Below are 23,960 nucleotides of genomic sequence, written 5' to 3'. Positions count from 1 at the left end.
CCCCCGCCGTGCCGCCCGAGGCGTGTCAGCCCGCCCCTGGTTCCCGGCCCACGGGGAGATCCGAGGAGAACCGACGTTGATCGAACGCTATTCCACTCCGGAGATGGCCGAGCTCTGGACCGAGGAGCACAAGTACGAGACCTGGACGCGCGTCGAAGTGCTCGCGACCACGGCCCAGGTCGAACTGGGCGTCGTGGACCAGGGCAGCCTGGACGACATCCGCCGCGCCCCCGTCCCCGCCGTCGCCCGCATCCGGGAGCTGGAGCTCACCCGCGACCACGAGATCCTCGCGTTCCTCGCGGCCTACACCGAGACGATGCCGGCCGCTTCCGCGCGGTGGGTGCACCACGGGATGACGAGCTACGACCTCGTCGACACCTCACTGGGGCACATCCTGGCGCGCAGTTGCGACCTCGTGCTGAACGCCGCCCGCACGTTCGCCGAACTGCTCGTGGAGCGCGCCCTGGAGCACTGGGACACGGCGTGCATCGCCCGCACCCACGGCATCCACGCCGAGCCCACCACCTTCGGGCAGAAGCTCGCCGTGCACGCCTTCGCCCTCCACCGCAGCCTCGCCCGGCTGACCGCGGCCCGCGCCGCCGTCGCCGTCGGCACCCTCTCCGGTCCCGTGGGCACGTACGCGCACATCTCCCCGTACGTCGAGGAGTGGGTCTGCGGGCAACTCGGGCTCGGCGTCGAGCCGATGCCGACGCAGGTGGTGGCGCGCGACCGGCACGCCGAGCTGCTCTCCGCGCTCGCGGTGACGGGGGCGGTCGTCGAGCAGTTCGCCCTCGAGATGCGGATGCTCCAGCGCACCGAGGTCGGGGAGGTCGACGAGCCGCGGACCAGCGCCTACCAGGGGTCGAGCGCGATGCCGCACAAGCGCAACCCGACGACGAGCGAGCGGCTGTGCGGCCTCGCCCGGATCCTGCGCTCCCACGCCGGGGCGGCCTACGAGAACGTCGCGCTGTGGCACGAGCGGGACCTCGCGCACTCCTCCGTGGAGCGCGTCATCCTGCCCGACAGCCTGACCGTGGCCCACTACCAGCTCGTCTCGGCCGCCGGGCTGCTGCGCGGGCTGCGGGTGTTCCCCGAGCGGATGGCGCGCAACATCGACGCCACCCGCGGCCTGGTCTACAGCTCCGAGGTGTTCCTGGACCTGGTCGACCGGGGACGGGACCGCGAGGAGGCCTACCGGCTGGTCCAGGCCGCGGCCACCGAGGCGTGGGAGACCGGTACGAGCCTCGCCGAGGGCCTCGCCTCCCGCGGGGTCGCCGTCACCGGTGAACAAATGGACCCGCGGCGCTTCCTCGGCAACCGCGACCACCTGAAGTCCCGACTGATCGAACTGAGCAAGGAGCTGCAAGACCATGTGGAAGTGTGAGCCCGTCGTCGGTGCCAGCCTCGACGTCACCGAAGTCACCGCCCTCTACCGTGCGTCCACCCTCGGCGAGCGCCGTCCCGTCGAGGACGTCGAACGGTTCACCCGGATGCTCGCCGGTGCCAACCTCGTGATCACGGCCCGCCTCGACGGCCGGCTCATCGGCATCGCGCGCTCGATCACCGACGGCTCGTACGTCACGTACCTGAGCGACATCGCCGTGGACGCCGAGTTCCAGCGCCGGGGCGTGGGCCGGGACCTGATCCGGGCCACCCGGGAAGCCGCGCCGCAGGCCAAGCTCGTGCTGCTCTCGGCGCCGGGCGCCGTCGCGTACTACCCCCACATCGGGTTCACCCGCCACGAGTCCGCATGGACCCTCGATGCGCTCGGCTGAAGCCGGGCCCCGCGGGGTCGGCCGTCCCGCCCCGATCCCGAACCGCCGTCGAATGACGTTCCGTAGGTGACGACAATGCAGCTGAAGACGCCCGGATTCGATGCCCAGGTCAAGGCGGCCGCCGAGCGGGCCCGTGCCTGCGCCCTGGCCGCCGACGCGATACGGATAGCGGCCACCCTCGACGGGATGGTCCCCGAGCAGGTCGGCCGAGCGGCCATGGGGCTCGGTGAGCGCGTGTACACGGAGATCGCCGAGTCCCAGGTCGCCGGTTTCGCCCCGACCGGCGGCCCCGAAGCCGAGGACGGGGCCGGCGCCCCGGCCCCGTCCGAAGCCGGCACCGGGGCCGACAGCGGCGCCGGTGACCTGCTGATGCTGACCGGGACCGGGCGGCTGCGCATCGTCCCGGCCGGTACGCAGCCCGCCGGGACGCCGGAGGGCGAGCCGCTCGGCACCCTCAAGTGGCAGTCCCGGCCCGAATCCCTGGGCAGGCTGTGGGCCCTGGCCCAGGACGTCCAGCGGCTGCAGTTCGAGGAGATCCACCGCTGGCTCGCGCAGCAGGAAGCCGAGTCGGTGCGGGAGCGGATCGACGCCGTCGCGCACGCGCTGGTCCACATGGCCCCCGTGCTGCTGTACGTCGGCGACCGCTTCTACAGCAACCTCGGCAAGTTCAGCAATCTGCCCGGGCGTTCGATGGCCCCCGGGGCCGAAGGGTCCGTGCTCACCGTGCTCCGGGAGACCCCGGCCGCGCGCTGGTCGCCCGAGGACGCCACCTTCCTCGTGTGCATGCACGCGCTCATCGGCTCGGGCTCCCCGGTCCGGGCCGAGGAGTTCAACGGGGTGCAGCTGGCCCCGGACCGGCTGGCGGACTTCCTCCGCGAGCGCATCGAGGCGTACGGGGCGCAGCTCCCGGACCTCGCCGGCGAGCCGACGGGCGCCGCGCTCGACGCCCTGGCCGCCGCCTGCGCCGGCGGGCGGGCGGAGCTGTTACGCCGCGGCGCCGTGTTCTACCGCGAGATCAACGGCGCCTCCCTGCACAAACGGGAGCGGATCATGGCCGAGCCGCTCGGCTGGGACGAGCTCCCGGCGCCGGTGGCGGGCCTGCTCTCCGGCGCCGCGGGCCGGCACTTCCCCGTCGCGGCCTCGTCCGAGACGGTGCGGGCGTACGCCGAGGAGGTCGTGGAGCGCGTCGTACGGCTGGCCCCACCCGCCGGGTTCACCAGCGCGTACGAGGGGTTCCTCCACCGGTTCTTCGAGACGCTGGCCGACGCCCTGGACTGCGACGTCGTGATGGGCCGCGGCCCCAAGAGCGTCGCCGTGCTGCACAGCGACCACCCGGCCGCGGACCGGATGGCCCTGGCCACCCGCGACTTCTACTGCTGCGTCGCGCCCGGCGCCGCCTTCGCGCGGAAGTTCACCGACGACCGGGACGGCCTCGCCAAGACCCTCTCCGCGTACAGCGCGCGGATGCGCTACAACACCTGGCACTACCTGCCGCACAGCATGTCCTGGACCGAGGAGTCCCCGGGCCGCGACGACTGGTTCTTCGCGCCGATGACGGCCGACATCACCAACTGGTCCGACCAGCACCACACCGGGCACGTCGCCTTCGGCGTCCGGCACGCCCTGCGCGTCCCGCTCGGCATCGTGCTGGAGGGCGCGTACCGCCCCGGCCTGTACGACCTGCGGCTGCTGCGCACCTCCGGCGCCGAGTTCGAGCTGCCCCACCTGCGGGCGGCCATGGTGACGGGCCGGGTCCAGGCGCTGCTGCACCAGGCGGCCGCCGACCGGGGCCTGGAGGTCGGCGACTTCGACAACAGCTGGTACCGGACCTTCCATGGCGGCTGACCTGCAGTACGCCGACATCCGCACCCTCCGCGCGGCGTACGGGGACGGCAGCCTGCTGCCCTCGGAGCACCTGGCCGCCACCTTCGCGCAGCTGGACCGGTGGGAGCCGCGGATCGGGGCCTTCCTCACCCTCGCCCGCGAGCGCGCCACGGCCGAGGCCGCGGCCGCGGACCGGCTGCTCCACCGGTACGGCAAGGCCGTCTGGGAGGACCGGCCGCTGCTCGGCATGCCCGTCTCGGTCAAGGACCTGACCCCGACGGAGGGCATCCGGACCACCCGCGGCTCCCTGCTGCACGCCGACGCCGTGCCCGACCGCGACGCTCCGGCCGTGGCCCGGCTGCGGGCCGCGGGGGCGGTGGTCATCGGCAAGACCAACACCACCGAGGGCGGGTGGAGCGCGGCCGGGGTGAACCGGCTGCAGGGGCCGACGCGCAATCCGTGGGATCCCGCCCGCACCCCCGGCGGCTCGAGCGCCGGTGCGGCCGCCTCGGTGGCCGTGGGCATCGGCGTGGGCGCCACCGGCACCGACGGCGCCGGGTCGATCCGCATCCCCGCGTCGTTCTGCGGGGTCGTCGGGTTCAAGCCCTCGCTGGGCCGGATCCCGTACGTGCCGCAGAGCCCGGAGGAGCTGTCCCATCTGGGGCCGCTGACCCGGACGGTGGCCGACGCGGCCCTGCTCACGCAGGTGATGTCCGGCTACGACGCGGGCGATCCGCTGTCCTTCGGGGTCCCCGGCGAGCCGACCGGGGACCCGGAGGCCGCGGCCGGGCGGCTCCCGCGGCTGCGCATCGGCTGGATCCCCTCGCTCGGCGATCCCGCGCCGCAGCCCGGCATCGCGGCCGCCGCCCGGCGGGCGGTCGAGGCGCTGGCCGCCCGGGGGCACACGGTCGAGGAGATCCCGCCGCCGTTCGAGGACCCGTACCCGGCGCTGGAGACGATCCTGGCGGGCTGGGAGGCGGCCGGCCACGCCCGCGACCTGGACGAGGTCGCAGACCGCCTCGACCCCGGCCGCCTCGAGGTCATCCGGTACGGGCGCGGGCTGAGCGCCGCCCGGCTGGCCCGGGCGTACGAGGCGCGTGCCGTGCTGCGGGCCCGCAGCCAGGCCCTGATGGAGCGGTACGACCTGCTGGCCATGCCGACCGTGGCCATCGAGCCGTTCGCCGCCGAGCTCCACGAGCCGCCGGACCCGGTGCGCAAGGGCGCCCTGTCCTGGCTGGCGTGGGCGCCCGAGGCCTACACCTTCAACCTGACCGGCCAGCCCGCGGTGTCCGTCCCGGCGGGACGCTCGCCGGGGGGCCTGCCCGTCGGCCTGCAGCTGGTGGGCGGGCGCCACGAGGACCTGCGGGTCCTGGCCGCCGCGTACCAGGTGGAGCAGGCGCGCCCCTGGCACCACCGGTACGCAGCACTCACCGCACAACGCCCGGAAACCGAAGGGGAACCGACATGACGAAGCCCACCACCGCGCGGGAAGCCGGCGAGCGCCGCTACGCCCGCTTCGCCACCGGCAGCGTCGGCTTCGTCGAACGGCACGGCCTGTGGAACGCGGACCAGCGGGCCGCGGCGGACGCGCTGGAGGAGACCCTGGCGGGGCTCGAGTTCGTCCGGGTCGGCTTCGGCGACCCGCACGGGCTGATGCGCTCCAAGACGCTGACCGTCGACGCCTTCCGCACGGCGCTGCGCAACGGCATCGACATGAGCCCCGGCCCCTTCGTCTTCGACACCGGGCACGCCGTGGGCGTCGACTTCTTCGCGCCCGGCGGCGGCATCGGCATCCCCGAGCTGACCGGCGCCGGCGACTTCCTGATCGTCCCCGACCCGCTCACCTTCAAGGTGCTGCCGTACACCGAGGCGGCCACCGGCTGGGTCATCGCCGACGAGTACCTGCGCGACGGCAGCGCCCACCCGCTCTCCAGCCGCGCCGTGCTGCGCCGCCAGTGCGCCCGGGCCGCCGAGCGCGGTCTGAGCTACGTCGTGGGCCTGGAGGTGGAGTGGTACGTGACCCGGCTGGCCGGTGTCACGGGGCACGGCCCGGCAGCCGCCTCGGCCGCCGCCGCCGCGGCGGTCGGCGGGTTCGGCGTGCAGGGCGAACCGCCCGCCGTCGAACCGGTCAACAGCGGCTACCAGTTCAACCTCGACACGTTCACCGACGGCCTGATGCACGTCGTCACCCCGCTGGCGCGCGCCCTGCGCGAGCTCGGCCTGCCGCTGCGCACCGTCGAGCACGAATCGGGCCCGGGCCAGCTGGAGTTCACCTTCAGCCCGATGGACGGCCTCGACGCCGCCGACGCCATGCTGCTGTTCCGCACGGTCGCCAAGCAGATCTGCGCCCGCCTCGGCCACCACGCCTCCTTCATGTCGCTGCCCCGGCTGGAGCGCTTCGACCCGAGCGGCTGGCACCTGCACCAGTCGCTGTTCGACGCCGCGGCCGACCGCAACGCCTTCGTACCGCAGCAGGGCGCGGCCCTGCTGTCGGACGAGGGGCTCGGCTACGTCGCCGGGCTGCTCGAACACGCCGCGGACATCGCGCTGTTCGCCATCCCGACCGTCAACGGGTACCGCCGGCTCGACGAGCAGTTCTCGCTCTCCCCGGACCGGGTCGTGTGGAGCGCCGAGAACCGGGGCGCCCTGATCCGCGTGCTCGGCGGCCCCGGCGAGGAGTCCACCCACCTCGAGAACCGGCTCGGCGAGCCCTGCGCCAACCCGTACCTCTACCTCGGCTCGCAGCTCGCCGCGGGCCTCGACGGCATCGAGCGCGGGCTGCGGCCGGGCGCTCTCGCACAGGACCCGCACGCCCCCACGGAGGCGGCCCTGCCGCGCGACCTGGCCGAGGCGGTGGCCGCGATGGAGGGCAGCGCCCTGGCCCGGGAACTGCTGGGCAAGCCGCTCCACGACTGCCTCGCGCAGCTCAAGCGCAGCGAGGTGTCCCGGTTCGGGGACTGGCTGGCCGCATCGGGGCCCGCCGGACCGGGCGAGACCACCGTATGGGAGCACCGTGAGTACTTCGGCGCCTACTGACGCAGGCCCGCCGGGGGACGGGTGGGGACCCCGCGGGACCACCGCATGACTTCCGTACGGCGACGGCCCGTGGCGGACCTTCCGAAGGGATTTGAACAGTGATCGTTGCGATGGACGGACCCGACGGCGCGGGCAAGAGCACCCAGGTCAAGCGGCTGCAGAGCTGGGCCGAGAGCCAGGGCCTGTCGTTCCGCGTCGTGGGCAAGTGGCAGGTCTTCGAGGAGGCGCAGGTACCGCAGGCCCGCTTCCTGCGCGGCACCACCCTCGACGAACTGCGGGTCTGCATCGCCGAGATGCCGAACCCGGCCCGGATGCTCTTCCTCGGCTGGCTCAACACCCTGGCCGCGGAACGCGCCCGCGCCGCCGAGGCGGACCTCGTCGTCCTCGACGGCTACTGGGTCAAGCACGCCGCCACCGAACTGCTGGCGGGCTGCCCCCAGGCGCTCGTGGACGCGATCGTCGAGGCCATGGCCCCGGTGGACACCGTCGTCTTCTTCGACGTCACGCCCGAGGAGGCGCTGCGCCGCAAGAAGGGCGACATCACCCCGTACGAGTGCGGCCGGGACCCGCAGTGCCGGCCGGAGAGCTTCCTGTCGCACCAGACGGCCACCCGGGAGGTCATGCTCGACTGGGCGGACCGGCGCGGCTGGGACGTCGTACGGGCGAACACGGCCGAGGCCGCGGCGCAGCAGCTGCGCAAGCTCCTCGCGCCCAAGCTGGGGGTCGAGGTCAACCCCCGCCTCGCGGCCGCCGACACCCCGGCCGGACACTGATGCTCCGCGACGGGCAGGGCCTGCGGCGCGGCCTCGCGGCCGCGCTGTTCGTCCGCTACCTCGGGGCGGGCAGCTGGGCGCCCCTCCAAGTCCTGTTCTTCGTCCGGTCCGTGGGCCTGTCCACCGGCAACGTCGTCATGGGGCTGACGGCGGCCGGGCTGGCGGGCCTGGTCGCCGGGCCCGTCGTCGGCCGGCTCGCCGACCGGTTCGGGCCGCGCGAGGTGGGCATCGCCGGACTGGTCGCCCAGGCGGGCGCCGCGGGCGCGCTGCTGCTGGTGGAGGGCATGTCCGGGTTCCTCGTGGTGATCACCCTGATCGCCCTGGGGCGCGGCGCCTTCCCGGCGATCAGCGGGGCGCTGATCGCGTACGTCGGCGGCGAGGACCGGGTCGCGTACCGGGCCCGGATCTACTCCCTGCAGAACCTCGCCATGGTCTCCGGCTCGCTGCTCGGCGGGCTGGCGCTGCAGGCCGACACCCGGACCGCCTATGTGATCGCGATCTGCGCCGACGTCGTCTCGTACCTCGTCGCCGCGCTGCTGGTGGCCCGGCTGCCGCACCTGCCGCCGGTGCCCAGGGAGCCGGGGGGCGGGCAGCGCTACGCCCTGGCCGACCGCCCGTTCCTCGCCGTCAGCATGCTCGCGGGGACCCTGGTCATGTTCGACGTCTTCATGACCGTGCTGATGCCGGTGTGGATCGCCGAGTACACGGACGCGCCGCGCTGGACGGTGTCGCTGGTCTTCGCACTCAGCTGCGCGCTCGTGGTCCTGCTCCAGACCAAGGTCGCCAAGGGGGTCGAGACCCCGCGCGACGGGGCGCTGGCCATGCGGCGCAGCGGTCCGGTCATCGCGCTGGCCATGGGGCTGGTCTTCGCCGCCGCGCACGTCCCGATGTACGCGGCGATGGGGCTGATCCTGGTCGGCACGGCGGCGCTGACCTTCGGGGAGATGCTGTTCACTGCGGGGGAGTACGCGCTGTCGTTCGGGCTGGCCCCCGAGCACGCCCAGGGCGAGTACCAGGGCGTGTTCTCCGTCGGGGTCGGCATCGGCGGGGCCGTGGCGCCGGCCGTGCTGAACGCGCTGTGCCTGAGCGCGGGCCCGCTGGGGTGGGTCGTGCTCGCCGCCGTCATGGTCACGGCCGGAGCGGCGGTGCCGCCGGTGGCGGCGATCGCCGAACGCGGCCGGACCCTGCGGGAGAAGGACCGGGAGCCCAGACCGGCCGGGTGAGCGTCGCGGCCGGCCTGGGCCCGTCTTCGGGTGGGTGCGGGCTTGGGGGGCTTGCCCCCTACCGGCCGCGCGCGTCCACCAGCTGTGCCACCCGCGACTCGATCCCCGGGTCGTGGGAGGCGAACTCCGTGCGCCGGGCCTTCTCCTCGGCGCGTACGCGCTCCAGGACCGGCCCGGTCCACGGGGCGTCGAGGACGATGCCCCACAGGGGGCGCAGGCGGGCGGCCCGGGACACCTTGGCCTGGAAGGCGTCGCAGCTCAGGTCCACGGAGCGGTAGCCGTGGGCCGCCGCGTACTGCACGGCCTCGTAGTAGGTGAGGTTGAAGTAGAGCTTGGCCTCGCGGGCGATGGAGTCGTCCAGCCCGTGCGAGCGGGCGTACATGGTGTCCCCCCAGAAGAAGTACTGGGTGAAGCCCACCATCCGGTCGCCCCGGTAGGCCGCCAGGATCCGGCAGTTGTCGTCGAACAGCGTGGCCTGCTGGGCGAAGCGCTCCGACTCGCTCGCGTCGGTGACGGGATGGCCGTAGCGGATCAGCACCTGCGCGGACAGCGGGCCGAGCAGCTGGTGGCACTCGGAGAGGCGCTTGACCTCGGTACGGCAGCCCGCGTCCGTGTAACGGCGCATCTCCCGGCGGATGGACGTGAACTGGTGCGAGGTGAACCGCCTGCGGTACCCCTCCAGGCCGTCGGGGTCGACGGGCAGGACCGCGGTCGCGTCCATCATCACCACCTGGTCCCGGGGGCCCAGCAGCGGCAGCAGCCGCTCCACCGACTCGTCGGTGAGGTAGAGCAGGGCGGCCAGGCCGCCGTCGGCGGCGCCCAGGGCGCGGAAGCGGTCCAGTACGGTGCGCACGCCCGCCGTGGCGAGCGGCCCGGCGGTGCCCGGGGCGACGATCACCTCGCTGGTGTAGCCGAGGCGGGTGCCGCCGAGGAGCAGCGGGCGCTCGGGCGTGGCGGGCTCGGCGGCGCCGGGGAACAGGACGGCGGGATCGTAGAAGTGCGGGACCTTCCCGGTGAAGCGGTGGGTGGGCAGGCCGGCGACGTACGAGCCGCCGGAGGAGGCGACCAGATGGCGGGAGCCGGAGTCGTGCAGCTCCTCGCCGTAGAGCAGCCAGCGGTGGCTCGAGTAGAGGGCGGAGTCGCCGGCGAGTGCGTTCCACTCGTCGACGTCCGCGTCGCGTATCGAGGCGAGCTCGACGAGCTCCGGCCCCTGCGGGTCCTGCGTACCGTCGGCCACGCCGTCCGTCCCTGCCGTCACGCTGTGCGTCCTTCCGGATCGTCATCGAATGCCCTGGTCATGCAGGCCAGCTTCACCCGGGCGCCCGGTCGAGGATGCGAAAGTCGGCCATTCCTTCGTCGATGCGCAGATAGGCGAGCCGGGCGGCGCTCGCGCCGCGGCAGGCGTACATGCCGACGGCGGCGGCGGTGAGTTCCTCGGGGTCGGCCTGCGGGTCGGTCTCCAGGTGGTCCGACACGGTCGTCTGGACGAGGTCGGAGTCGGCGTCCACCGCCATGCGCTCGGTCAGCGTGACCGTGAGGCCGTAGCCGTTCTCCGCGGCCCAGGCGCGCAGTTCGCCGTCGATGACGAGCTCGTGGCCGGCCTGGAGGAGGAGCCCGGTCAGATGGGCCGTGCCGCCCTTGCCCAGGTGCCGGGGCAGCCCTGCGAGGACCCGGCGGCCGATGCTGAACCCGTCCTCGCCGCCCTCGTGGGCGGCCTCCTCGCCCCGGGCGGAGAGGGTCGGCAGGAAGGGGATGTTGGCGATGACGTGGTCGTACGGGTACGCCCCGGCCGGGAGCGGGTCGTACAGGTCGCCGACGAGGACCTCGATCCGGTCGCCCGTCCCGTTGATCTCCGCGTTGAGCCGGGCCACTTCGGCCGTCTCGGGCAGCAGCTCCACCAGCGTGGCCGCGGCCCCCCGCTGCGCGGCCACCAGCCCCTGGAAGCCCGGCCCGGAGCAGAGGTCGAGGACGCGGTCCCCCGCCCGGCAGCCGGTGCGCCGGGCCAGGGCGACGGAGTCCCGCCCGAAGTAGTGGCGTACGGGGAAGGGGCTCGGCGGCTCCGCGAAGAGCCACACCCCGGCGGAGCGGAACAGGCTGACGTCGACCAGCCGGACCCCGTCCCCGCGCCGCACGGCGACGCCGCTCTCGACCAGGGCGGGCAGGGCCTCGGCGAGGGCGGGCGGCAGCCGGTCGGCCGCCGCGTCCTCGCCGAGCAGCAGGAACCCGGCGAGGACGCGCAGCTCCCCGTCGAGGCCGCGGGTGGCGGCGGCCCACTGGCGGCGGTCCACCGAGTCCCCGGGGAAATCGGCCAGGAACTCGGCCAGTCCGGACCGTTCGAGCGCGGTGACGAACCGCGTCACAGGACGGCTCCGGCCGTGCCCTCGCCGTGTTCCGGCAGCCCGATCCAGGTGCGCAGCATCAGCCGGCCGCCGTCGACCGGCTTCTCGTCGTCGAACGCGGTCCGGCCGTGCACGATCGACCGGTTGTCGATGAAGATCATCTCGCCGGGTGCCAGCCGCCCGTGCGTCTGCAGATCGCGCCGGTCCAGCAGCGAGTCCAGCAGGTCCAGCGCCTTGACCTGCTCGGGCGTCAACGGCGGTACGTGCGGGTGCCGGTGCCCGATCTCGATGTAGTCCCGCAGGTAGTACATGCGCTCCCGGCCGCCCCTGAACTCCAGGACGGGACGCTCGGTCGTCAGCGGCACCCCCGGGGTGTCGTCCCGGGTGTCGAAGTGGACGGGCAGCCGCAGCGCCGCGAGCTCCTCCGGGTGGGCCCGCAGGATCTCCAGCAGATCGCTCACGTGCACCGTGACCAGCGCTCCGCCGCTGGAGGCCTGCCGGAAGCAGAACAGCGTGAAAATGTCCGGAAGCCGCCCCGGCCGGTGCGCCGCGTCCGTGTGCAGGCTGCCGCCCTGCCGGCTGTCCGAGTAGCGGCCCGTCGCACCCTCGCCGAGCCGCACCCCCCGGTCCCGTACGTCCCGCAGCAGGGCTCCCGCACCGTCCTGCGGCAGCAGGTCCCCGGCCAGCCGGGAGACCGCCACCGTGAACCGGCGCGCCTGCTCCTCGGTGAGGTGGTCCAGGCCGCCGAGCACGAAGTACCCGGGCCGGGCGTCGAGGTGGCGCCGAACGTACTGCCGGATGCTCTCCCCGAACTCCCGGTACCGGCCCGTGCGCACGTCGTCCTCCCCGCTCTCGGCGACGGCCGTCGCCAGCGCGCGGTCGACGGGGTGGCGGACGGTCGAGAACGGATCGTTGCTGTTCATTCAGACTCCCAAGGCCTGGCTGCCGAGACGCTCCGGGACCAGTCCCGAACCGCGCAGCCACACGGCTATCTCTTCCGCGCAGTGCGCGACCCCCGAAACCCCGCTGCCCCCGACGGCCCGGAGCACCGCCCCGGCGGCCGCGCCGCGGCCGTCACTGCAGGCCAGGACCTGGGTGACGATGTTGTCGAGCACGACCGGCCTGCGCACGTCGAGGGCGCAGTTGTACGTCACCCCCGGCTCCGGGGCCAGCTCCAGGGCGGTGATCCGGCCGGGCGCCCCGCCCGCCGCCGGATCGATGAACAGGCGGGCCTCCAGACAGTGCGTGTCCCGGTCGACGCGGATGCGGCCGGGGGCGGGCACCGCGCCCTGCGCCAGCTCCATCTGGAAGGCCACCACGTCCAGGCCGGTCTGCGCCTCGCACATCCGGTAGGCCAGCGGCAGCCGGCCGTTGACCTCCAGGAAGTAGTGGCCCCGGGCGCCGACGATGAACTCGACCGTCGCCACGCCCCGCAGCCCCATCCCGGTGACGAGCCGGGCCGTGTCCCTGCGCATCCGCTCCAGCAGCTCCGGCGCCACGCCCAAGACCGGCGAGGCCTCCAGCAGCTTCATGCTGCCGTCGACCAGCAGGCTCTCCCGTTCGCCGAGCGGGTGCACGGTCCCGGCGTCGTCGACGGCGACGGTGACCCCGACCACCCGTCCCTGCTCCACGTACCGCTCGGCGTACCAATCGGTGCCGTCGCCGTCGCCGTCGGCCTCGCCGTCGGCGGAGCCCGCGTGCGCGCCCGTGACCTCGCCCGCGCCCCCGTCCTCGGCGATCAGGGCGAGTGCCTGCTCCGCCTCGGCCTCCGTCTGCACGATGCGCACGCCGAGGCCGCCGCAGCCGGTGACCGGCTTGAGGATGACGGGCAGCCCGATCTCCTTGACCAGCTCGGCTATCTGCCGGTGCCCCGTCGCGTGCGGCAGCACGGGCAGGCCGAGCCGGTCGGCGGTGGCGACCGCGTGTTCCTTGTCGCGGGCCGCCTCGAGCACCTCGGCCGTCGGCCCTATGAAGGCGATCCCGGCCGCGGCGAGCTGCCGGGGCAGCTCCGGATCCTCCGCAAGAGCCCCGTAGCCCGGGTAGACCGCGTCGGCGCCGCAGCGCCGGGCCGCCTCGACGATCCGGCCCACGTGGTCGTACGTCTCCGCGAGCCCGGCGCCCTCGAGGTACTCGCACCCGTCCGCGGCGAGCGTGTGCAGCCGCTGGGGGTCCGACAGGGCGACGACGGCGATCGGTGACCATCCCAGCGTGCGGAAGGTGTCGACGGCCCGGGCCGCGATCGCACCACGGTTGGCGATCAGGACTCTTTTCATGGCCTCTCTCAGCCTTCTCTCAGTGGTCGGGATGCGGCCGGCCGAGCGCCCGGTAGTGCGTGACCAGCCGCCGCCGCTCGTCGAGCACGTGGAACGCCAGCGCCGGGGCCAGCTCGTAGTCCACGGCGGGCCGGCCCTCGAACGGCAGCGGAACGGTCGAGGCCACCCCGGGCGCCACCAGCAGCGGAAGGCCCGCGAACGTCGTGGCCGCGGCGACGTGCGCATGACCGCACAGCAGGGCCACGACCTGCGGGTGCCGTTCCAGCACCGCCGCGAGGCGCTCCTCGCCGAACTGGCGGACCCGGTCCACGTACGGGGTGTGCAGGTCGACCGGCGGGTGGTGGAAGCAGACGAAGACGGGCAGTTCGCCGTCCTCGGCGGTCAGCGTCTCGTCGAGCCACCGCAGGGTGAGGTCGCTGAGCAGGCCCTCGTCGCTGCCCGGGATCGTCGAGTCGCACAGCACGAAGACGGCTCCGGGCGTACGGACGACCTGGTTCAGCTCCTCGTCCTGCGGCTTGCCGTCGAGCAGGCCGGTACGGAACGCACCGCGCTTGTCGTGGTTGCCGGGCAGCACCAGCACCGGGTACGGCAGGTCGAACAGCTTGCGGGCCTGCGCGTACTCGTCCGCCGTGCCGTGGTCGGCGATGTCCCCGGAGACCAGGACGGCGTCCAGGGGGCCGGGGAGGTCGCGCAGGTAGTTCATGACCGTCAGCGCGCGCTCTGTGGCGCGCTCCGAGAGGTCCAGGTGCAGATCGCTGACGTGGGCGATGACGGTGGTCACGGCTGGTCGTCCTTCCGGGATGCGATCGCCGCGGCCTGGAAGCGGGCCCTGACCTCGGCGTTGGTGTGCGCCGACGTTACCCGCGCAGGGGTGGCCCCACCCCTGCCGATGTGCAGGGCCACCAGGTGAGGACCGGGCACCCCCTCGATCTCGGCCAGATGCGCGGTGACTTCCTTGGCCGTGTGGCAGACCCGTCCCGTGCGGTATCCGGCCGCGAGCGCCAACTCGTCCCAGCGCATGGCCACATCGCGGGTGCGCTGGCCGCCGGTGGAGTCGTACGCGCCGTTGTCGAGCACGAAGTGGGTCAGGTTCGCGGGGCGCCGCTCGCCGACGAGCGCGAGCCCGCCGAGGTGCATCACCGCCGCGCCGTCGCCGTCGATGACCACGACCTGCTGGTCGGGGCGGTTCAGGGCCGTGCCCAGGCCGAGCCCGATCGCGTGCCCCATGGACCCCTGCATGTAGAAGTTCCGCGGGTTGTCGACGATCCCGAACAGCTCCCGGCTGATCATGCCGGTGGTGCTGTAGACCAGCGCGTCGCCCAGGTGCCCGGCGATGGCGGACACCGCTTCCCGCCGGTCCATCTGCGCGTCCGAGGCGGCCGCCGGCACCGGGTGGGCGCCGACGGTCTTCGCCGGTACGAGGACGACGAACGACCGGTTCTCGCGGCGGGCCTCCTCCGCGCGGTCGAGGAGCCCTCCCAGGCTCTCCTCGGCCGGGTCGAGGATGCCGTGGGCGACCCCGACGGACTCCAGTACGCCGATGGTCCCGGCGCCCATGGCCGCGTGGTGCGGCTCGTCGTCCTCGGCGTTCGGCCAGCCCCGCAGGCTGACGAAGAGCAGCAGCGGGATCTCGTACGCCATGGTGAGCGAGGTGAGCGGGTCGAGGAGGTTGCCCAGCCCCGAGTTCTGGGCCAGCACCACGGCCTTGGTCCCGCCCAGCTCGGCGCCGGCGGCCATGGACAGGGCGATGCCCTCGTTGGGCGCCGGTACGTAGCTGCCGCGCTGCTCCAGCAGCGCGAACGGGCCCTTGAGGAAGGAGCAGGGCACCCCGCTGAAGAACCCGTACCCGCGGCGGTCCAGCTCCGCACAGAAGAACTCGGCGCTGATCATGCGCTCCACTCCTCCCACCGGTTGACCTGCGTGAGACCGAACAGCTCCTTCATCGGGGCGATGGTGTCCTCGACCCCGCCGGTCCCGCCCTGCAGCCGGATCTCCCCGAGGACGTCGCGCATGGCGGAGACCGAGGCGCGCAGCGCGTGGTTCGCGTAGATCACCATCGAGACGCCCGCCGCCTGTGCCTCGGCGAGGTCCCAGTGCGGATAGGTGGTCGGTACGACGACCACGGGCGTGCGGGCCTGCCAGGCCTGGAGGAACTCCAGGATCTCGGCGGGCGTGGACTCCTTGGAGTGGATCAGGATGGCGTCGGCGCCCGCGTCCGCGTACAGGTGGGCGCGGCGCAGCGCCTCCTCGAGCCCGGCTCCGGCGATGAGCGCCTCGACCCGGGCGACGACGGTGAAGTCCCCGGTGGTCCGGGCCCGCACGGCTGCCTGGATCCGGCCGGCGAACTCGCCCGCGTCCTCGAGGTTCTGGCCGCCGCCCAGGAAGCTGTTCCGCTTGGGGAACACCTTGTCCTCGAGGCAGATGCCGCCGATGTCCGCCGCCTCGAACTGGCGGACCGTGCGGACGACGTTGATGTTGCCGCCGAAGCCGGTGTCGCAGTCCGCCAGCAGCGGCAGCGAGGTCGCCTGGTTGACGTGCGAGGAGGCTTCGAGCAGCTCGGACATGGTCAGCAGGCCCAGGTCGGGCAGGGCCCGGGACGCGGAGATCTCGAAACTCGACGCCCACAGGCCGTCGAAGCCGGCCTCCTCGACGAGCAGGGCCGTCAGCGCGTCCCTGGATCCGACGATCCGCGCTATCTCTTTGCGCTCCAGCAACTCGCGCAGTTGCGCCGCCTTCGACACTATTCCCCGGCCCTCTGCGCGAAGCGGCCGTGGTTGGTGCCGGCCACGTCCTCCCCGGGCAACTCGAAGACGCAGTGCCAGTGGAAGGAGCCGGGCTTGGCATGCTCGGCGTCGGTGGCGCTGAGCAGCCGGAATCCCGCGTGCAGGCGCAGCAGGTCGGCCGCGTCCACGTACATGTGCGGGTGCACCTTGTCGTCGGTGGCCCCGGGCTGGCGGAAGGTGTTGGGGCCGACCTCGTTGCCGCGCCCGTACTCGCCGTTGCGCTTGGAGAGCATCGTGGACTGGTAGACGCCGCCCGGGCGCAGTACGCGCCGTACCTCGTCGAGTACGCGTCCGAGCCCGGCCTCGTCATTGTGGTAGACCACGTTGAAGGCGAGGACGTAGTCGAAACTGTCGTCCGCGTAGGGAAGTTCGCCGAAGTCGCCGACTTCGAGGCCGACCTGCACCCCGCGCTTGACGCTCTCCTCCCGGGCGGCCAGGACGGCCGCCTCGCTGGCGTCGGTGCCGGAGCTGGTGAACCCCGCCTCCGCGAACCAGACGGCGTGCCGGCCGACGCCGCAGCCGAGGTCCAGTACGTCCACGGCGCCGAGCTTCTGCAGCCGGGCGGCCTCGTCCACGACCCACGGGTGCGGCCGCGACCAGTCGCCTGTGCGCCCGCTGTCGGTGCGCCAGACCTCGTCCCAGTAGAGATGGGCTGTCATCGGGGTGACCTCACTCGTGATTACTTCCGTACATCCACATCCGGATGCCGATTTCCAATGGGGGACCGAACGGCGCGGCGGCGGCGCCGCGCCTTCAGGCGCTGTCGACGGTCTCCAGCAGGCCGGCCTCGAGCGATCCGTCCAGCAGCGGACGCATCGCGTCGAGCTCGCAGCCGGCGGCGGCGAGCGCCTCCGACAGCGGCCGGCGCCCGTCGAATCCACGCAGCAGCCGCAGCCAGTCCGCGTGGGTCAGGTGGTCGATGACGAACCGGATCCCGCCGTCGACCAGGACGTACGAGGTGTTCGCCTCCGCCGCGTCGTCGAGTACGAGCACGCCCTCGGCGAGGCGGAACACCGAGGTGTCCTCGATCCGTACCTGCGGGAACAGCTCCTGGACCTCGGGGCCCTCGAAGTCCGTCACGCGCAGCTCGTACGGGGCGGGCCCGGACGGGGCCCGGCTGCCCGGGACGTCCACGGCCATCAGGTCGAGGATGCCCAGGTTGACCACGCGCAGCAGCAGTTCGACGTGCCCGGAGCTCTGGTCCCGCTCCAGCCTGCGCAGGGCGCGGTGGATGTTCGCGCCGTCGAGGTACTGGGCGGCGCGCGGTGAGGACAGGGCCTGCTCCAGGAGCTCGTCGCCGTTCTGCGCGAGCATCCGGGTGAAGGTGCGGTGCGTGTGGCGCACGCCCTCGCCCTCGTAGAAGGCGAGCTTGGGCCGGATGATCACCTCTGCGGGCAGGATGTCCCGTACGGCCTCGCGGATCACCTGCTTGTCCCAGAACAGCCGCTTGCGGTAGGCGCGCGGCACGGTCGCCAGCAGCTCGATGATCCGGTGGTCCAGGAAGGGGACGCGGGCCTCGACGCCGTTGCCGGAGGCGGTGCGGTCCTCGACCCAGAAGTTGTACTGCTGCATGTCCCGGAACTTCCAGGCCAGGTAGGAGCCGTACGGGTCGTCCACCGCGCCGGGGGCGTACGCGCCGACGGCGTCGTCGCTGAGCAGCGGCAGGTCGGTGCCCTCCCACCAGACGGAGACGGAGGACTGCGAGCCGAGGGCCTTGCGGCGGGCCATCGTCCGCAGGTTGCCCTCGAAGTCCTCCCAGTCGCCGCCGCCGGAGAGGGCGACGCTGTAGCCGCCGCTGAACTCGTCGGCGCCGGAGCCGAGCAGGATGGCCTTGAGCTCGGGCCGCTCGGCGCGGGCGAAACGATACATCTCGCTCTTGTAGAACTGCTCCGGGCCGCACTGCGGCGTCTCCATCAGCCACAGCAGGCGCCGCCACTCATCGGGCGAGGGCACGCGGTCGGCCCCGAAGGCCACCTGGTGGTTGGGCAGTCCGAGCAGGTCGGCGGTGGCGCGGGCGTACTGCGCGTCCTTGTTGACGACGGTGGCACCGGTCAGCGCGGAGAAGGTGTGCAGCCCGGTGTGCGCCGACAGGGCGGTGATGGCCGCGGAGTCGAGGCCGCCGCTGAGGAAGACGCCGATCTCGGCGTCGGCGATCAGGCACTCCCGTACGGAGGAGGCGAGCAGGTCGCCCATGCTCTGCACGAAGAAGCTCTCGGGGAGCGCGTCGGCCTCGGCCGGCGCGGGCAGCTCCCAGTATCGGTGCACCCGGGTCGCGCCGTCCTGCAGGCTGATGTTGACGATCGCCCCCGAGGGAACGTGGTCCACGTCCTTGAACCAGGTCACGGGCTCGTCGTCGGTCATCACGGGCGCGGCGCTGAGCCCCTGGTCGGCGAGGGCGCGCGCCCAGTCGAGCTCGCGCGGGCAGTCGGGGTGCGCGAAGAGCGCCTTGACCTCGGAGCCGAAGAGCACGGTGTCGCGGTTGCGGTGGACGAACAGCGGCTTGATGCCGAGCCGGTCGCGGGCGAGCAGCAGCCGCTGCTCGCGCAGGTCGATGACGGCGATGCCGAACATCCCCCGCACGTCGTCGAGAAAGGCGAGCCCCTTCTCCAAATACAGATGGAGCAGAACCTCGCAGTCGGACTCACTCCGAAAGCGAACCCGCCCCTCGAACCCCTTGCGCAACTCCCGGTAGTTGTAGATCTCGCCGTTCGCCGCGAGGATGACGTTCCCGTCCTCGCTGATGAACGGCTGCCGCCCGCCCTCGGGGTCGATCAGCGCGAGCCGCGTGAAGGACATGCACGCCTGCCCGGTGTGGTGGAACTGCATGTCGTCCGGCCCGCGCGGCCGCAGCGCATGGGCCATGTCGCGGAGAATCGCGTCGGCCGACCCCGCGAGGGCGCTTCCGTCGGTGTGGGCGAACCCTGCAATTCCGCACATATGGCTTCCGATTCCCCTGTGACGTGGTGACTGGAGCGGACATGCCACGCCCCCGGTCCGGGAGGCGTGGCATGTGGGTCGCTACTAGCGGACAGCGGCGACGATGGTGCCCTGGTCGACCTTCTTGGCCTCCGGCTTGATGTAAACCTTCATTTCTTTCACCTCCGCTCGGCGTCAGTGGTCATTTGCTGTTGAAGAGCATCCACCGCCCCGGTGTTGCCCCGGTGGCGCGAGGGTGGCGCCCCGGCGCCGAGGCCCGCGCCCTCGTGGGCAGGGCGCCGGATCACCCGGGCCCGGGCAGCAGAGTGCCCCACCCCCGGGCGCGGGGATGGGGCGTCAAAGGGGGGCGTCAGGACACGTCGGCGCGGATCGCCTTGCCGATCAGACCGTCCGTGTACGTCACCGTCTTCGCTGTGAACGCGCCCTTGCCGGTGATCGCACCGGTAACGTTTTCACCGGGGGCCAGCTGCACCGTGGAGATCTGGTCCTCGTCGGCGCCGAGTTCGGCCATGTGCTTGGTGCCGTTCGTGTCGGTGATCGCGAAGTAGAGCGGGTTCACGTCGATCGGCTTGCTGCTGTTGTTCGTGATCGTGACGGACACGCTGGTGTAGGCGTCGCCCTGCGCGATGATGCTCTTCTTGAACTCCGCCTTCTTCGCCACAACATCGACCGCAGCCTTCTTCTCAGGTGCGGCGGAGGACGGCTTGGACTCGGGGGCCTTCGACGGCGCGGACGTTGCAGCGGCCGGCGGTGCGGCGTCCTTCACCGTCTTGTCACTGCTCCCACCGCCGAGGACCGCCCCGATGACGCCGAGGAGCACGACTAATCCCACGACACCCAGACACGAGAAGCCGACGATCTTCCCCGCGCCGGACTTCTTCGGCGGCGGGGGCGGGTAGCCGTACCCCGGCTGCGGCTGGCCGGGCGGCGGGAACTGCTGAGACATGGAAACCCCCACAGGGACGGGTGCGAATCCGGTCACCGTATGGGGACGTGTGCGCGCGGGTGCGGAAACGTCCGAACCGTGACAATCGAACATTCAACCATCGGCCGCCGCCGCGACCGCCATGGGTGGCACCTTCAAGGTCGACCCAAGAGTGTGGTCACCCGGCCGGTCACGCAGAAAGCAGGTCAGGCCACCTACTGCATTAGTAGGTGGCCTGACCTGGTACTACAGCGTCGGGGTGGCGGGATTTGAACCCACGACCTCTTCGTCCCGAAGCAACTCGGGTGGGGGCGCTTCCCTGGGTTGCTGAGCCCGTCACCTGCGCTGATGGTTCGCAGGCGTCCGCACTCGTCCGCCGATGTTCGTCGGCGTTGTCACGCAGTTAGACACTCACCACTCAACGGCCCATCACGGGCAGGGCTGTTGTCAGTGCCGGCCTCTATGGTCTCAAGCGCGCGGTCGGCTTCCGGGGGTTCCAGCTCTGAAGGGAATGGTTGCATCCCCGGCCTGTCTGGGGGCGGCCCGGAGACTCGTCCGGGACCTAACCGACGGTCGGGCTTCGTCGATGGCCAGGAGTGACCTGTCAGCGCCGACCGCGCGCACACCTCTCGCCTGGGCGCGGCAAGCGTACGCGTTCCAGTTGGCACAGTTAGGGCGCTGCAGGAAGCGATGTTAAGCGGCAAGTTCGGGAGAGTGCGGCGGTGCAAGCAACTCGCTCTCGCCTTGTTGCGCAGGAATGGCAACGGTGTCTCGGGCAGCCCGTGCGAAGTCGCGCTGTGCTTGCCAACGAGCGCGTGACGCTGCGACGAACTCTGGCTTCGAGTCAGGGGCCCGATGGAACTTGCTAGCCTTCGCGCCTTCGGTCATCAGGGCGTTCGCGGCTTGGTCTGCCAAGTCGGCTACCTCTGCCGGCCCTTCGATGGTCACCAGCGCCAGGAGCGGCCACAGCTCCGCCAGTCTCTCCTGGGCTTGTGCGGCGGCGCTGAGGTAAGTCTCCTCAGAGATACGAGCTTCCGGCTTGACCATCGCGCTTATCGCATGTGCAGTCCGTACTGCCTGATTTATGAACTGTACGTACGCTTCCTTGCGTGTTGTACGGTATTGGTCTTGCCTGGCCTCGACTCGCTCCTTGTCCGTCAACCTCTCTTGGTGTCGGAACTGGTGACGATTCGTTAGCAGACTGAGCCAACTGGTGATGCCAGCGCCAGCGAGCGTTGACAACGCAGTGATCAGTGCAATCGAAGCTCCATCGCTCATGAGTCCATTCTGCTTCGGGGTACTGACATTAGGCGCCGAATGACTCCATCACCCGACCTCAGCCACCTCAACTCCCATCCCGTCTGCCGTCGACCCACACACCGTGGAGCAGGCGCGGTGCCGGGCGTCCAGGTGGAGCGCGCCACTGTACGAACGACCTGGACGCCCGGTGCCGTGTCTGCTCGGCTCTGCCTGGGTCGACGGCAGACGGGATGGGAGTCCCCCACCGACACAACCCACAGGCCGGCACCCGCGTACGGTCCCCTCCCATCCCGGAGTCGGAGCGCCCCCGCCGGAGGCATCGTCTTGAGCCGCACTCGCGTACCGCCTCGGCCACATCGTGGGTTCGTCACCCATCAACCCAAGCTGTTAGGCGTGCGGTCGGCGGCCGGGCCGGAGCGGGGCGAAGACAGGAGCGGCGGCCCGGACGACGGGCCGCACGCGCCGCGCGTGCGCGGCGGGTGCCTTGATGAGGTAGAGAAACCTGTAACAGGCCCATGGCTCAGGGTACTTCGTGTGTCCACTGGCACTTTTCCTGACAGTGCCTCCTAGTGGCACGGGTACCTTCGTAGTGTCGAAGGGAGCCCATCATGGGGGCGGATCTGAGCACGGGGTAAAGGGTGGCAAGGGCGCGCCGCCGACTTGGCTGGGACCAGGCGCAGCTAGCCGCTGCTGTAGACCGCTCGGTCAGCTGGGTCTCGAAAGTGGAGACTGGGCGACTGCCGCTCGACCGTATGAGCGTCCTTGGGCAGCTGGCTGAAGCCCTCGGCGTCGAAGTCATTGAGCTGACAGGGCAGCCCTACCGCCACGACTCATCCGAACTCGACTCGGGTCACTCCGCGATTCCCGGTCTTCGCCTTGCCCTCCAGCAAGCCACGATGCCGGGCGGTGCACTGCTGCTCGGGGCCATCGAGCCGCCCTCACTCGAAGACGTCGCCGCGCGGGTGGTTGCTGCTGAGCGGCTCCGGCAGGACGCGAAATTCACGGCTCTGGGTGACGTGCTCCCGCAGATCCTGCGGGACCTGATCGTCGCCTGCGACATCGCGGATGGGGACGACCTCCGGCGGGCAGAAGCCCTGATGCTCCGTGCAAGCCACATGGCCCGGGTCTCCTCTAACCTGCTGGGTCACCACGACCTTGGTTGGAGTGCCGTTCAGCGTGAGCTGGTGGCGGCTGAGCGCGCCGAGTCCCCGACACTTCGAGCAGCTGCCCGATGGGATCTCTGCGGAGTCTGGCTGTACGAGGGGGAGGTAGCCGCGGCGCGGGACATGGCACTTAGGGCTCTCGATGACCTCGAACCTGATCTGTCCATGGCTGATGCGAGCATCCGGTCTCTGTGGGGTGCGATGCACCTCCGGGCCGCCGTCGCCTGGTCCCGACTCTGGGACCGCACCGAGGCGGAATCCCACCTCGCGGAAGCACGACGGATAGCGGCAGATCTACCCGCTGATGGCAACGTCTTCCAGACGCAGTTCAATGCGGTCAACACGGAGATCCACAGTGTGGAAGTCAGCCTTGAGCTCGGGCACCCGCGGGACGTGCTTTCCCGGTCGGGGCTGGTCGACGTCATGAACATCGCGTCTGGCGAGCGGAAGTCTCACTTCTGGGTCTGCACGGCGGCCAGCCAGATGATGAACGGGAAGACCGAAGCTGCGGCGGAGTCCATCGTTCGCGCTGACGGGGTCGCTCCTCAGCACGTACGCAACCGCCCCGTCGCCCGGAACTTGGTGGACGACCTGCGGTCCGCCAACAGGAACGCGCGCACGGAGGAGATCCGGCGCTTGGCCGGACACATGAAGCTCGGCTGATCAGCCCAGACGGAGAGGGGGCCGTTGCCGTGAGGGTGGCAGACAAGGCGCGATTACTCGTGGAGCTACACGAGATCCGGAAGAAGTTATCCGAGGCTGCACAGCGTGTGGATCGGCTGTCCACAGCGGTCACGGCAGATCGGCAACGTGCCCTTCGAGGCGATCGAGCCGCGAGTTGATCAGATCCAACGCGGCTTTGATCTCGGCAAGTTCGCTGGCCAAGGTGGCGGCCTGCTCGACCTCGACGCTCGGCGGGTCGCTGGCCACGAACGTGCCACGACCCTGCTGACTCACAATCAAGCCTTCATCGCGAAGGATGTCCAACGCGTGCCGAACGGTCATGGCTGCTACGCCATACCGCTCGGCCAGTTTGGCGTTTCCGTCGAGCCTCTGGCCGGCCGTTAGAGCGCCGATCGCGATCTGCTTCCGAAGGTCGTCGGCAACCTGCGCGTAGGCGCTGCGGGGATCATCTGGGCTCACGGTCACAAACCCAGGTTATCTAAGTGATCTAAAGAAGTCTCCCCAAAGGGCTTGTGCTCTTCGACATCCCTACTAATCTAGGTAACACAAGAGAAGTTAGAGATGTTGGGAGCGGCGCCCTACCGCCAAGCAGTCCGCCGCTCCCGTCCCCGTGAAGGGAGCTTCCATCATGCCCGCAACGCTCAAGGTCGTGCAGTCTCCGCAGATCTCGGTCCGGGACCTGTCGAACATGGAACGGACTGTCGCTCTGTACGCCTCGGACATGCCCACCACCTACCGCCACCGCCTGTCCGACGACGCGCTCGGCCGCCTTCACTAGCGGATACCTGCGGCTCTGGATCGCGGACGGGGCCACCCCGGGGCAGACCGCCGCTCATCTCGCGAGGTTCGCTGACGAGCCGCGATTCAACCTCGCCCAGCGGATGGCCTCCTCGGTGTCCCTTTGGGTCGTCAAGGAGATCAGCCCCGCTGCCCGCGCCCGCGCTGACCGGCCGATGGTCGAGACG

General features: G+C 71.6%; 21 protein-coding genes. 9 read left to right on the top strand and 12 right to left on the bottom strand.

Going from position 1 to position 23,960, the window contains the following annotated elements; all coding sequences use genetic code 11:
• Positions 1 to 76: 76 nt before the first annotated feature.
• The 7 genes from purB (at position 77) to OG299_RS18745 (ending at position 8,631) form a co-directional block, all read left to right on the top strand.
• Positions 77 to 1,384, top strand: coding sequence for an adenylosuccinate lyase (purB, locus tag OG299_RS18775; protein ID WP_327362061.1), 1,308 nt, complete (start codon positions 77 to 79; stop codon positions 1,382 to 1,384).
• Complete coding sequence (locus OG299_RS18770; protein WP_266627068.1) at positions 1,371 to 1,775, top strand: GNAT family N-acetyltransferase; 405 nt, start codon at positions 1,371 to 1,373, stop codon at positions 1,773 to 1,775. Before purB ends, OG299_RS18770 begins: the two co-directional genes overlap by 14 nt.
• Before the next feature lie 66 nt (positions 1,776 to 1,841).
• On the top strand, positions 1,842 to 3,620 hold the full coding sequence (locus OG299_RS18765) for a hypothetical protein (RefSeq protein WP_327362060.1): 1,779 nt from the start codon (positions 1,842 to 1,844) through the stop codon (positions 3,618 to 3,620).
• Positions 3,610 to 5,067, top strand: a complete 1,458-nt coding sequence (locus tag OG299_RS18760; protein WP_327362059.1) for an amidase — start codon at positions 3,610 to 3,612, stop codon at positions 5,065 to 5,067. The genes OG299_RS18765 and OG299_RS18760 overlap by 11 nt, the downstream gene beginning before the upstream one ends.
• The gene (locus tag OG299_RS18755) at positions 5,064 to 6,635 is read left to right on the top strand and encodes a glutamine synthetase family protein (protein WP_327362058.1); all 1,572 of its coding nucleotides are present in this window, start codon (positions 5,064 to 5,066) and stop codon (positions 6,633 to 6,635) included. Before OG299_RS18760 ends, OG299_RS18755 begins: the two co-directional genes overlap by 4 nt.
• Before the next feature lie 110 nt (positions 6,636 to 6,745).
• Complete coding sequence (locus OG299_RS18750; RefSeq protein ID WP_266627060.1) at positions 6,746 to 7,408, top strand: thymidylate kinase; 663 nt, start codon at positions 6,746 to 6,748, stop codon at positions 7,406 to 7,408.
• Positions 7,408 to 8,631, top strand: coding sequence for an MFS transporter (locus OG299_RS18745; protein WP_266627058.1), 1,224 nt, complete (start codon positions 7,408 to 7,410; stop codon positions 8,629 to 8,631). Before OG299_RS18750 ends, OG299_RS18745 begins: the two co-directional genes overlap by 1 nt.
• A 58-nt stretch (positions 8,632 to 8,689) precedes the next feature.
• On the opposite strand, the gene OG299_RS18740 is transcribed toward OG299_RS18745, so the two are convergent.
• The 11 genes from OG299_RS18740 to OG299_RS18690 form a co-directional block, all read right to left on the bottom strand.
• Positions 8,690 to 9,889: a GNAT family N-acetyltransferase gene (locus tag OG299_RS18740; RefSeq protein WP_327362056.1), complete on the bottom strand. Its 1,200-nt coding sequence runs from the start codon at positions 9,887 to 9,889 to the stop codon at positions 8,690 to 8,692.
• A 52-nt stretch (positions 9,890 to 9,941) separates the two neighbouring features.
• Positions 9,942 to 10,991 (bottom strand): methyltransferase, encoded by a 1,050-nt coding sequence (locus tag OG299_RS18735; protein ID WP_266627054.1) that lies wholly within the window; start codon positions 10,989 to 10,991, stop codon positions 9,942 to 9,944.
• A complete protein-coding gene (locus tag OG299_RS18730) occupies positions 10,988 to 11,893 on the bottom strand; it encodes a TauD/TfdA family dioxygenase (RefSeq protein ID WP_327362055.1) in 906 nt (301 codons plus the stop codon). The genes OG299_RS18735 and OG299_RS18730 overlap by 4 nt, the downstream gene beginning before the upstream one ends.
• On the bottom strand, positions 11,894 to 13,243 hold the full coding sequence (locus OG299_RS18725) for a biotin carboxylase N-terminal domain-containing protein (protein ID WP_266627050.1): 1,350 nt from the start codon (positions 13,241 to 13,243) through the stop codon (positions 11,894 to 11,896).
• A gap of 19 nt (positions 13,244 to 13,262) precedes the next feature.
• Entirely contained in the window at positions 13,263 to 14,024 is a 762-nt protein-coding gene (locus OG299_RS18720) for a metallophosphoesterase (RefSeq protein ID WP_266627048.1), read from the bottom strand.
• On the bottom strand, positions 14,021 to 15,133 hold the full coding sequence (gene aepY, locus OG299_RS18715; RefSeq protein ID WP_327362054.1) for a phosphonopyruvate decarboxylase: 1,113 nt from the start codon (positions 15,131 to 15,133) through the stop codon (positions 14,021 to 14,023). The genes OG299_RS18720 and aepY overlap by 4 nt, the downstream gene beginning before the upstream one ends.
• On the bottom strand, positions 15,130 to 15,984 hold the full coding sequence (locus tag OG299_RS18710; RefSeq protein WP_266627044.1) for an isocitrate lyase/phosphoenolpyruvate mutase family protein: 855 nt from the start codon (positions 15,982 to 15,984) through the stop codon (positions 15,130 to 15,132). Before OG299_RS18710 ends, aepY begins: the two co-directional genes overlap by 4 nt.
• A complete protein-coding gene (locus tag OG299_RS18705; RefSeq protein ID WP_327362053.1) occupies positions 15,984 to 16,685 on the bottom strand; it encodes a class I SAM-dependent methyltransferase in 702 nt (233 codons plus the stop codon). Before OG299_RS18705 ends, OG299_RS18710 begins: the two co-directional genes overlap by 1 nt.
• A gap of 94 nt (positions 16,686 to 16,779) precedes the next feature.
• Entirely contained in the window at positions 16,780 to 18,963 is a 2,184-nt protein-coding gene (gene asnB / locus OG299_RS18700) for an asparagine synthase (glutamine-hydrolyzing) (RefSeq protein ID WP_327362052.1), read from the bottom strand.
• 349 nt (positions 18,964 to 19,312) lie between these two features.
• Positions 19,313 to 19,909, bottom strand: coding sequence for a DUF4352 domain-containing protein (locus OG299_RS18695; protein WP_266627038.1), 597 nt, complete (start codon positions 19,907 to 19,909; stop codon positions 19,313 to 19,315).
• A 672-nt stretch (positions 19,910 to 20,581) separates the two neighbouring features.
• Complete coding sequence (locus OG299_RS18690; protein WP_327362051.1) at positions 20,582 to 21,166, bottom strand: hypothetical protein; 585 nt, start codon at positions 21,164 to 21,166, stop codon at positions 20,582 to 20,584.
• Positions 21,167 to 21,786: 620 nt separating this feature from the next.
• On the opposite strand from OG299_RS18690, the gene OG299_RS18685 reads away from it, so the two are divergent.
• On the top strand, positions 21,787 to 22,974 hold the full coding sequence (locus OG299_RS18685) for a helix-turn-helix domain-containing protein (RefSeq protein ID WP_327362050.1): 1,188 nt from the start codon (positions 21,787 to 21,789) through the stop codon (positions 22,972 to 22,974).
• Between the two features lie 129 nt (positions 22,975 to 23,103).
• On the opposite strand, the gene OG299_RS18680 is transcribed toward OG299_RS18685, so the two are convergent.
• A complete protein-coding gene (locus OG299_RS18680) occupies positions 23,104 to 23,460 on the bottom strand; it encodes a GntR family transcriptional regulator (RefSeq protein WP_327362049.1) in 357 nt (118 codons plus the stop codon).
• A gap of 163 nt (positions 23,461 to 23,623) precedes the next feature.
• Between OG299_RS18680 and OG299_RS18675 the strand changes: the two genes are divergently transcribed.
• Positions 23,624 to 23,773 carry a hypothetical protein gene (locus OG299_RS18675; protein WP_327362048.1) on the top strand — a complete coding sequence of 50 codons (150 nt, stop codon included), beginning with the start codon at positions 23,624 to 23,626 and terminating at the stop codon, positions 23,771 to 23,773.
• Positions 23,774 to 23,960 lie beyond the last annotated feature (187 nt).

Source organism: Streptomyces sp. NBC_01296 (assembly GCF_035984415.1).
Lineage (GTDB): Bacteria > Actinomycetota > Actinomycetes > Streptomycetales > Streptomycetaceae > Streptomyces.
Note: the sequence above shows the minus strand (reverse complement) of the source record. Positions and strands in the feature narration are given on the sequence as shown.

Bases quoted from the DNA above. Each gene is read 5' to 3' on its own strand.
- OG299_RS18770 (WP_266627068.1), top strand. From the start codon at position 1,371: ATGTGGAAGTGTGAGCCCGTCGTCGGTGCCAGCCTCGACGTCACCGAA.
- OG299_RS18760 (WP_327362059.1), top strand. From the start codon at position 3,610: ATGGCGGCTGACCTGCAGTACGCCGACATCCGCACCCTCCGCGCGGCG.
- OG299_RS18755 (WP_327362058.1), top strand. From the start codon at position 5,064: ATGACGAAGCCCACCACCGCGCGGGAAGCCGGCGAGCGCCGCTACGCC.
- OG299_RS18750 (WP_266627060.1), top strand. From the start codon at position 6,746: ATGGACGGACCCGACGGCGCGGGCAAGAGCACCCAGGTCAAGCGGCTG.
- OG299_RS18745 (WP_266627058.1), top strand. From the start codon at position 7,408: ATGCTCCGCGACGGGCAGGGCCTGCGGCGCGGCCTCGCGGCCGCGCTG.
- OG299_RS18730 (WP_327362055.1), bottom strand. From the start codon at position 11,893: ATGAACAGCAACGATCCGTTCTCGACCGTCCGCCACCCCGTCGACCGC.
- OG299_RS18725 (WP_266627050.1), bottom strand. From the start codon at position 13,243: ATGAAAAGAGTCCTGATCGCCAACCGTGGTGCGATCGCGGCCCGGGCC.
- aepY (WP_327362054.1), bottom strand. From the start codon at position 15,133: ATGATCAGCGCCGAGTTCTTCTGTGCGGAGCTGGACCGCCGCGGGTAC.
- OG299_RS18705 (WP_327362053.1), bottom strand. From the start codon at position 16,685: ATGACAGCCCATCTCTACTGGGACGAGGTCTGGCGCACCGACAGCGGG.
- asnB (WP_327362052.1), bottom strand. From the start codon at position 18,963: ATGTGCGGAATTGCAGGGTTCGCCCACACCGACGGAAGCGCCCTCGCG.
- OG299_RS18695 (WP_266627038.1), bottom strand. From the start codon at position 19,909: ATGTCTCAGCAGTTCCCGCCGCCCGGCCAGCCGCAGCCGGGGTACGGC.
- OG299_RS18690 (WP_327362051.1), bottom strand. From the start codon at position 21,166: ATGAGCGATGGAGCTTCGATTGCACTGATCACTGCGTTGTCAACGCTC.
- OG299_RS18675 (WP_327362048.1), top strand. From the start codon at position 23,624: ATGCCCGCAACGCTCAAGGTCGTGCAGTCTCCGCAGATCTCGGTCCGG.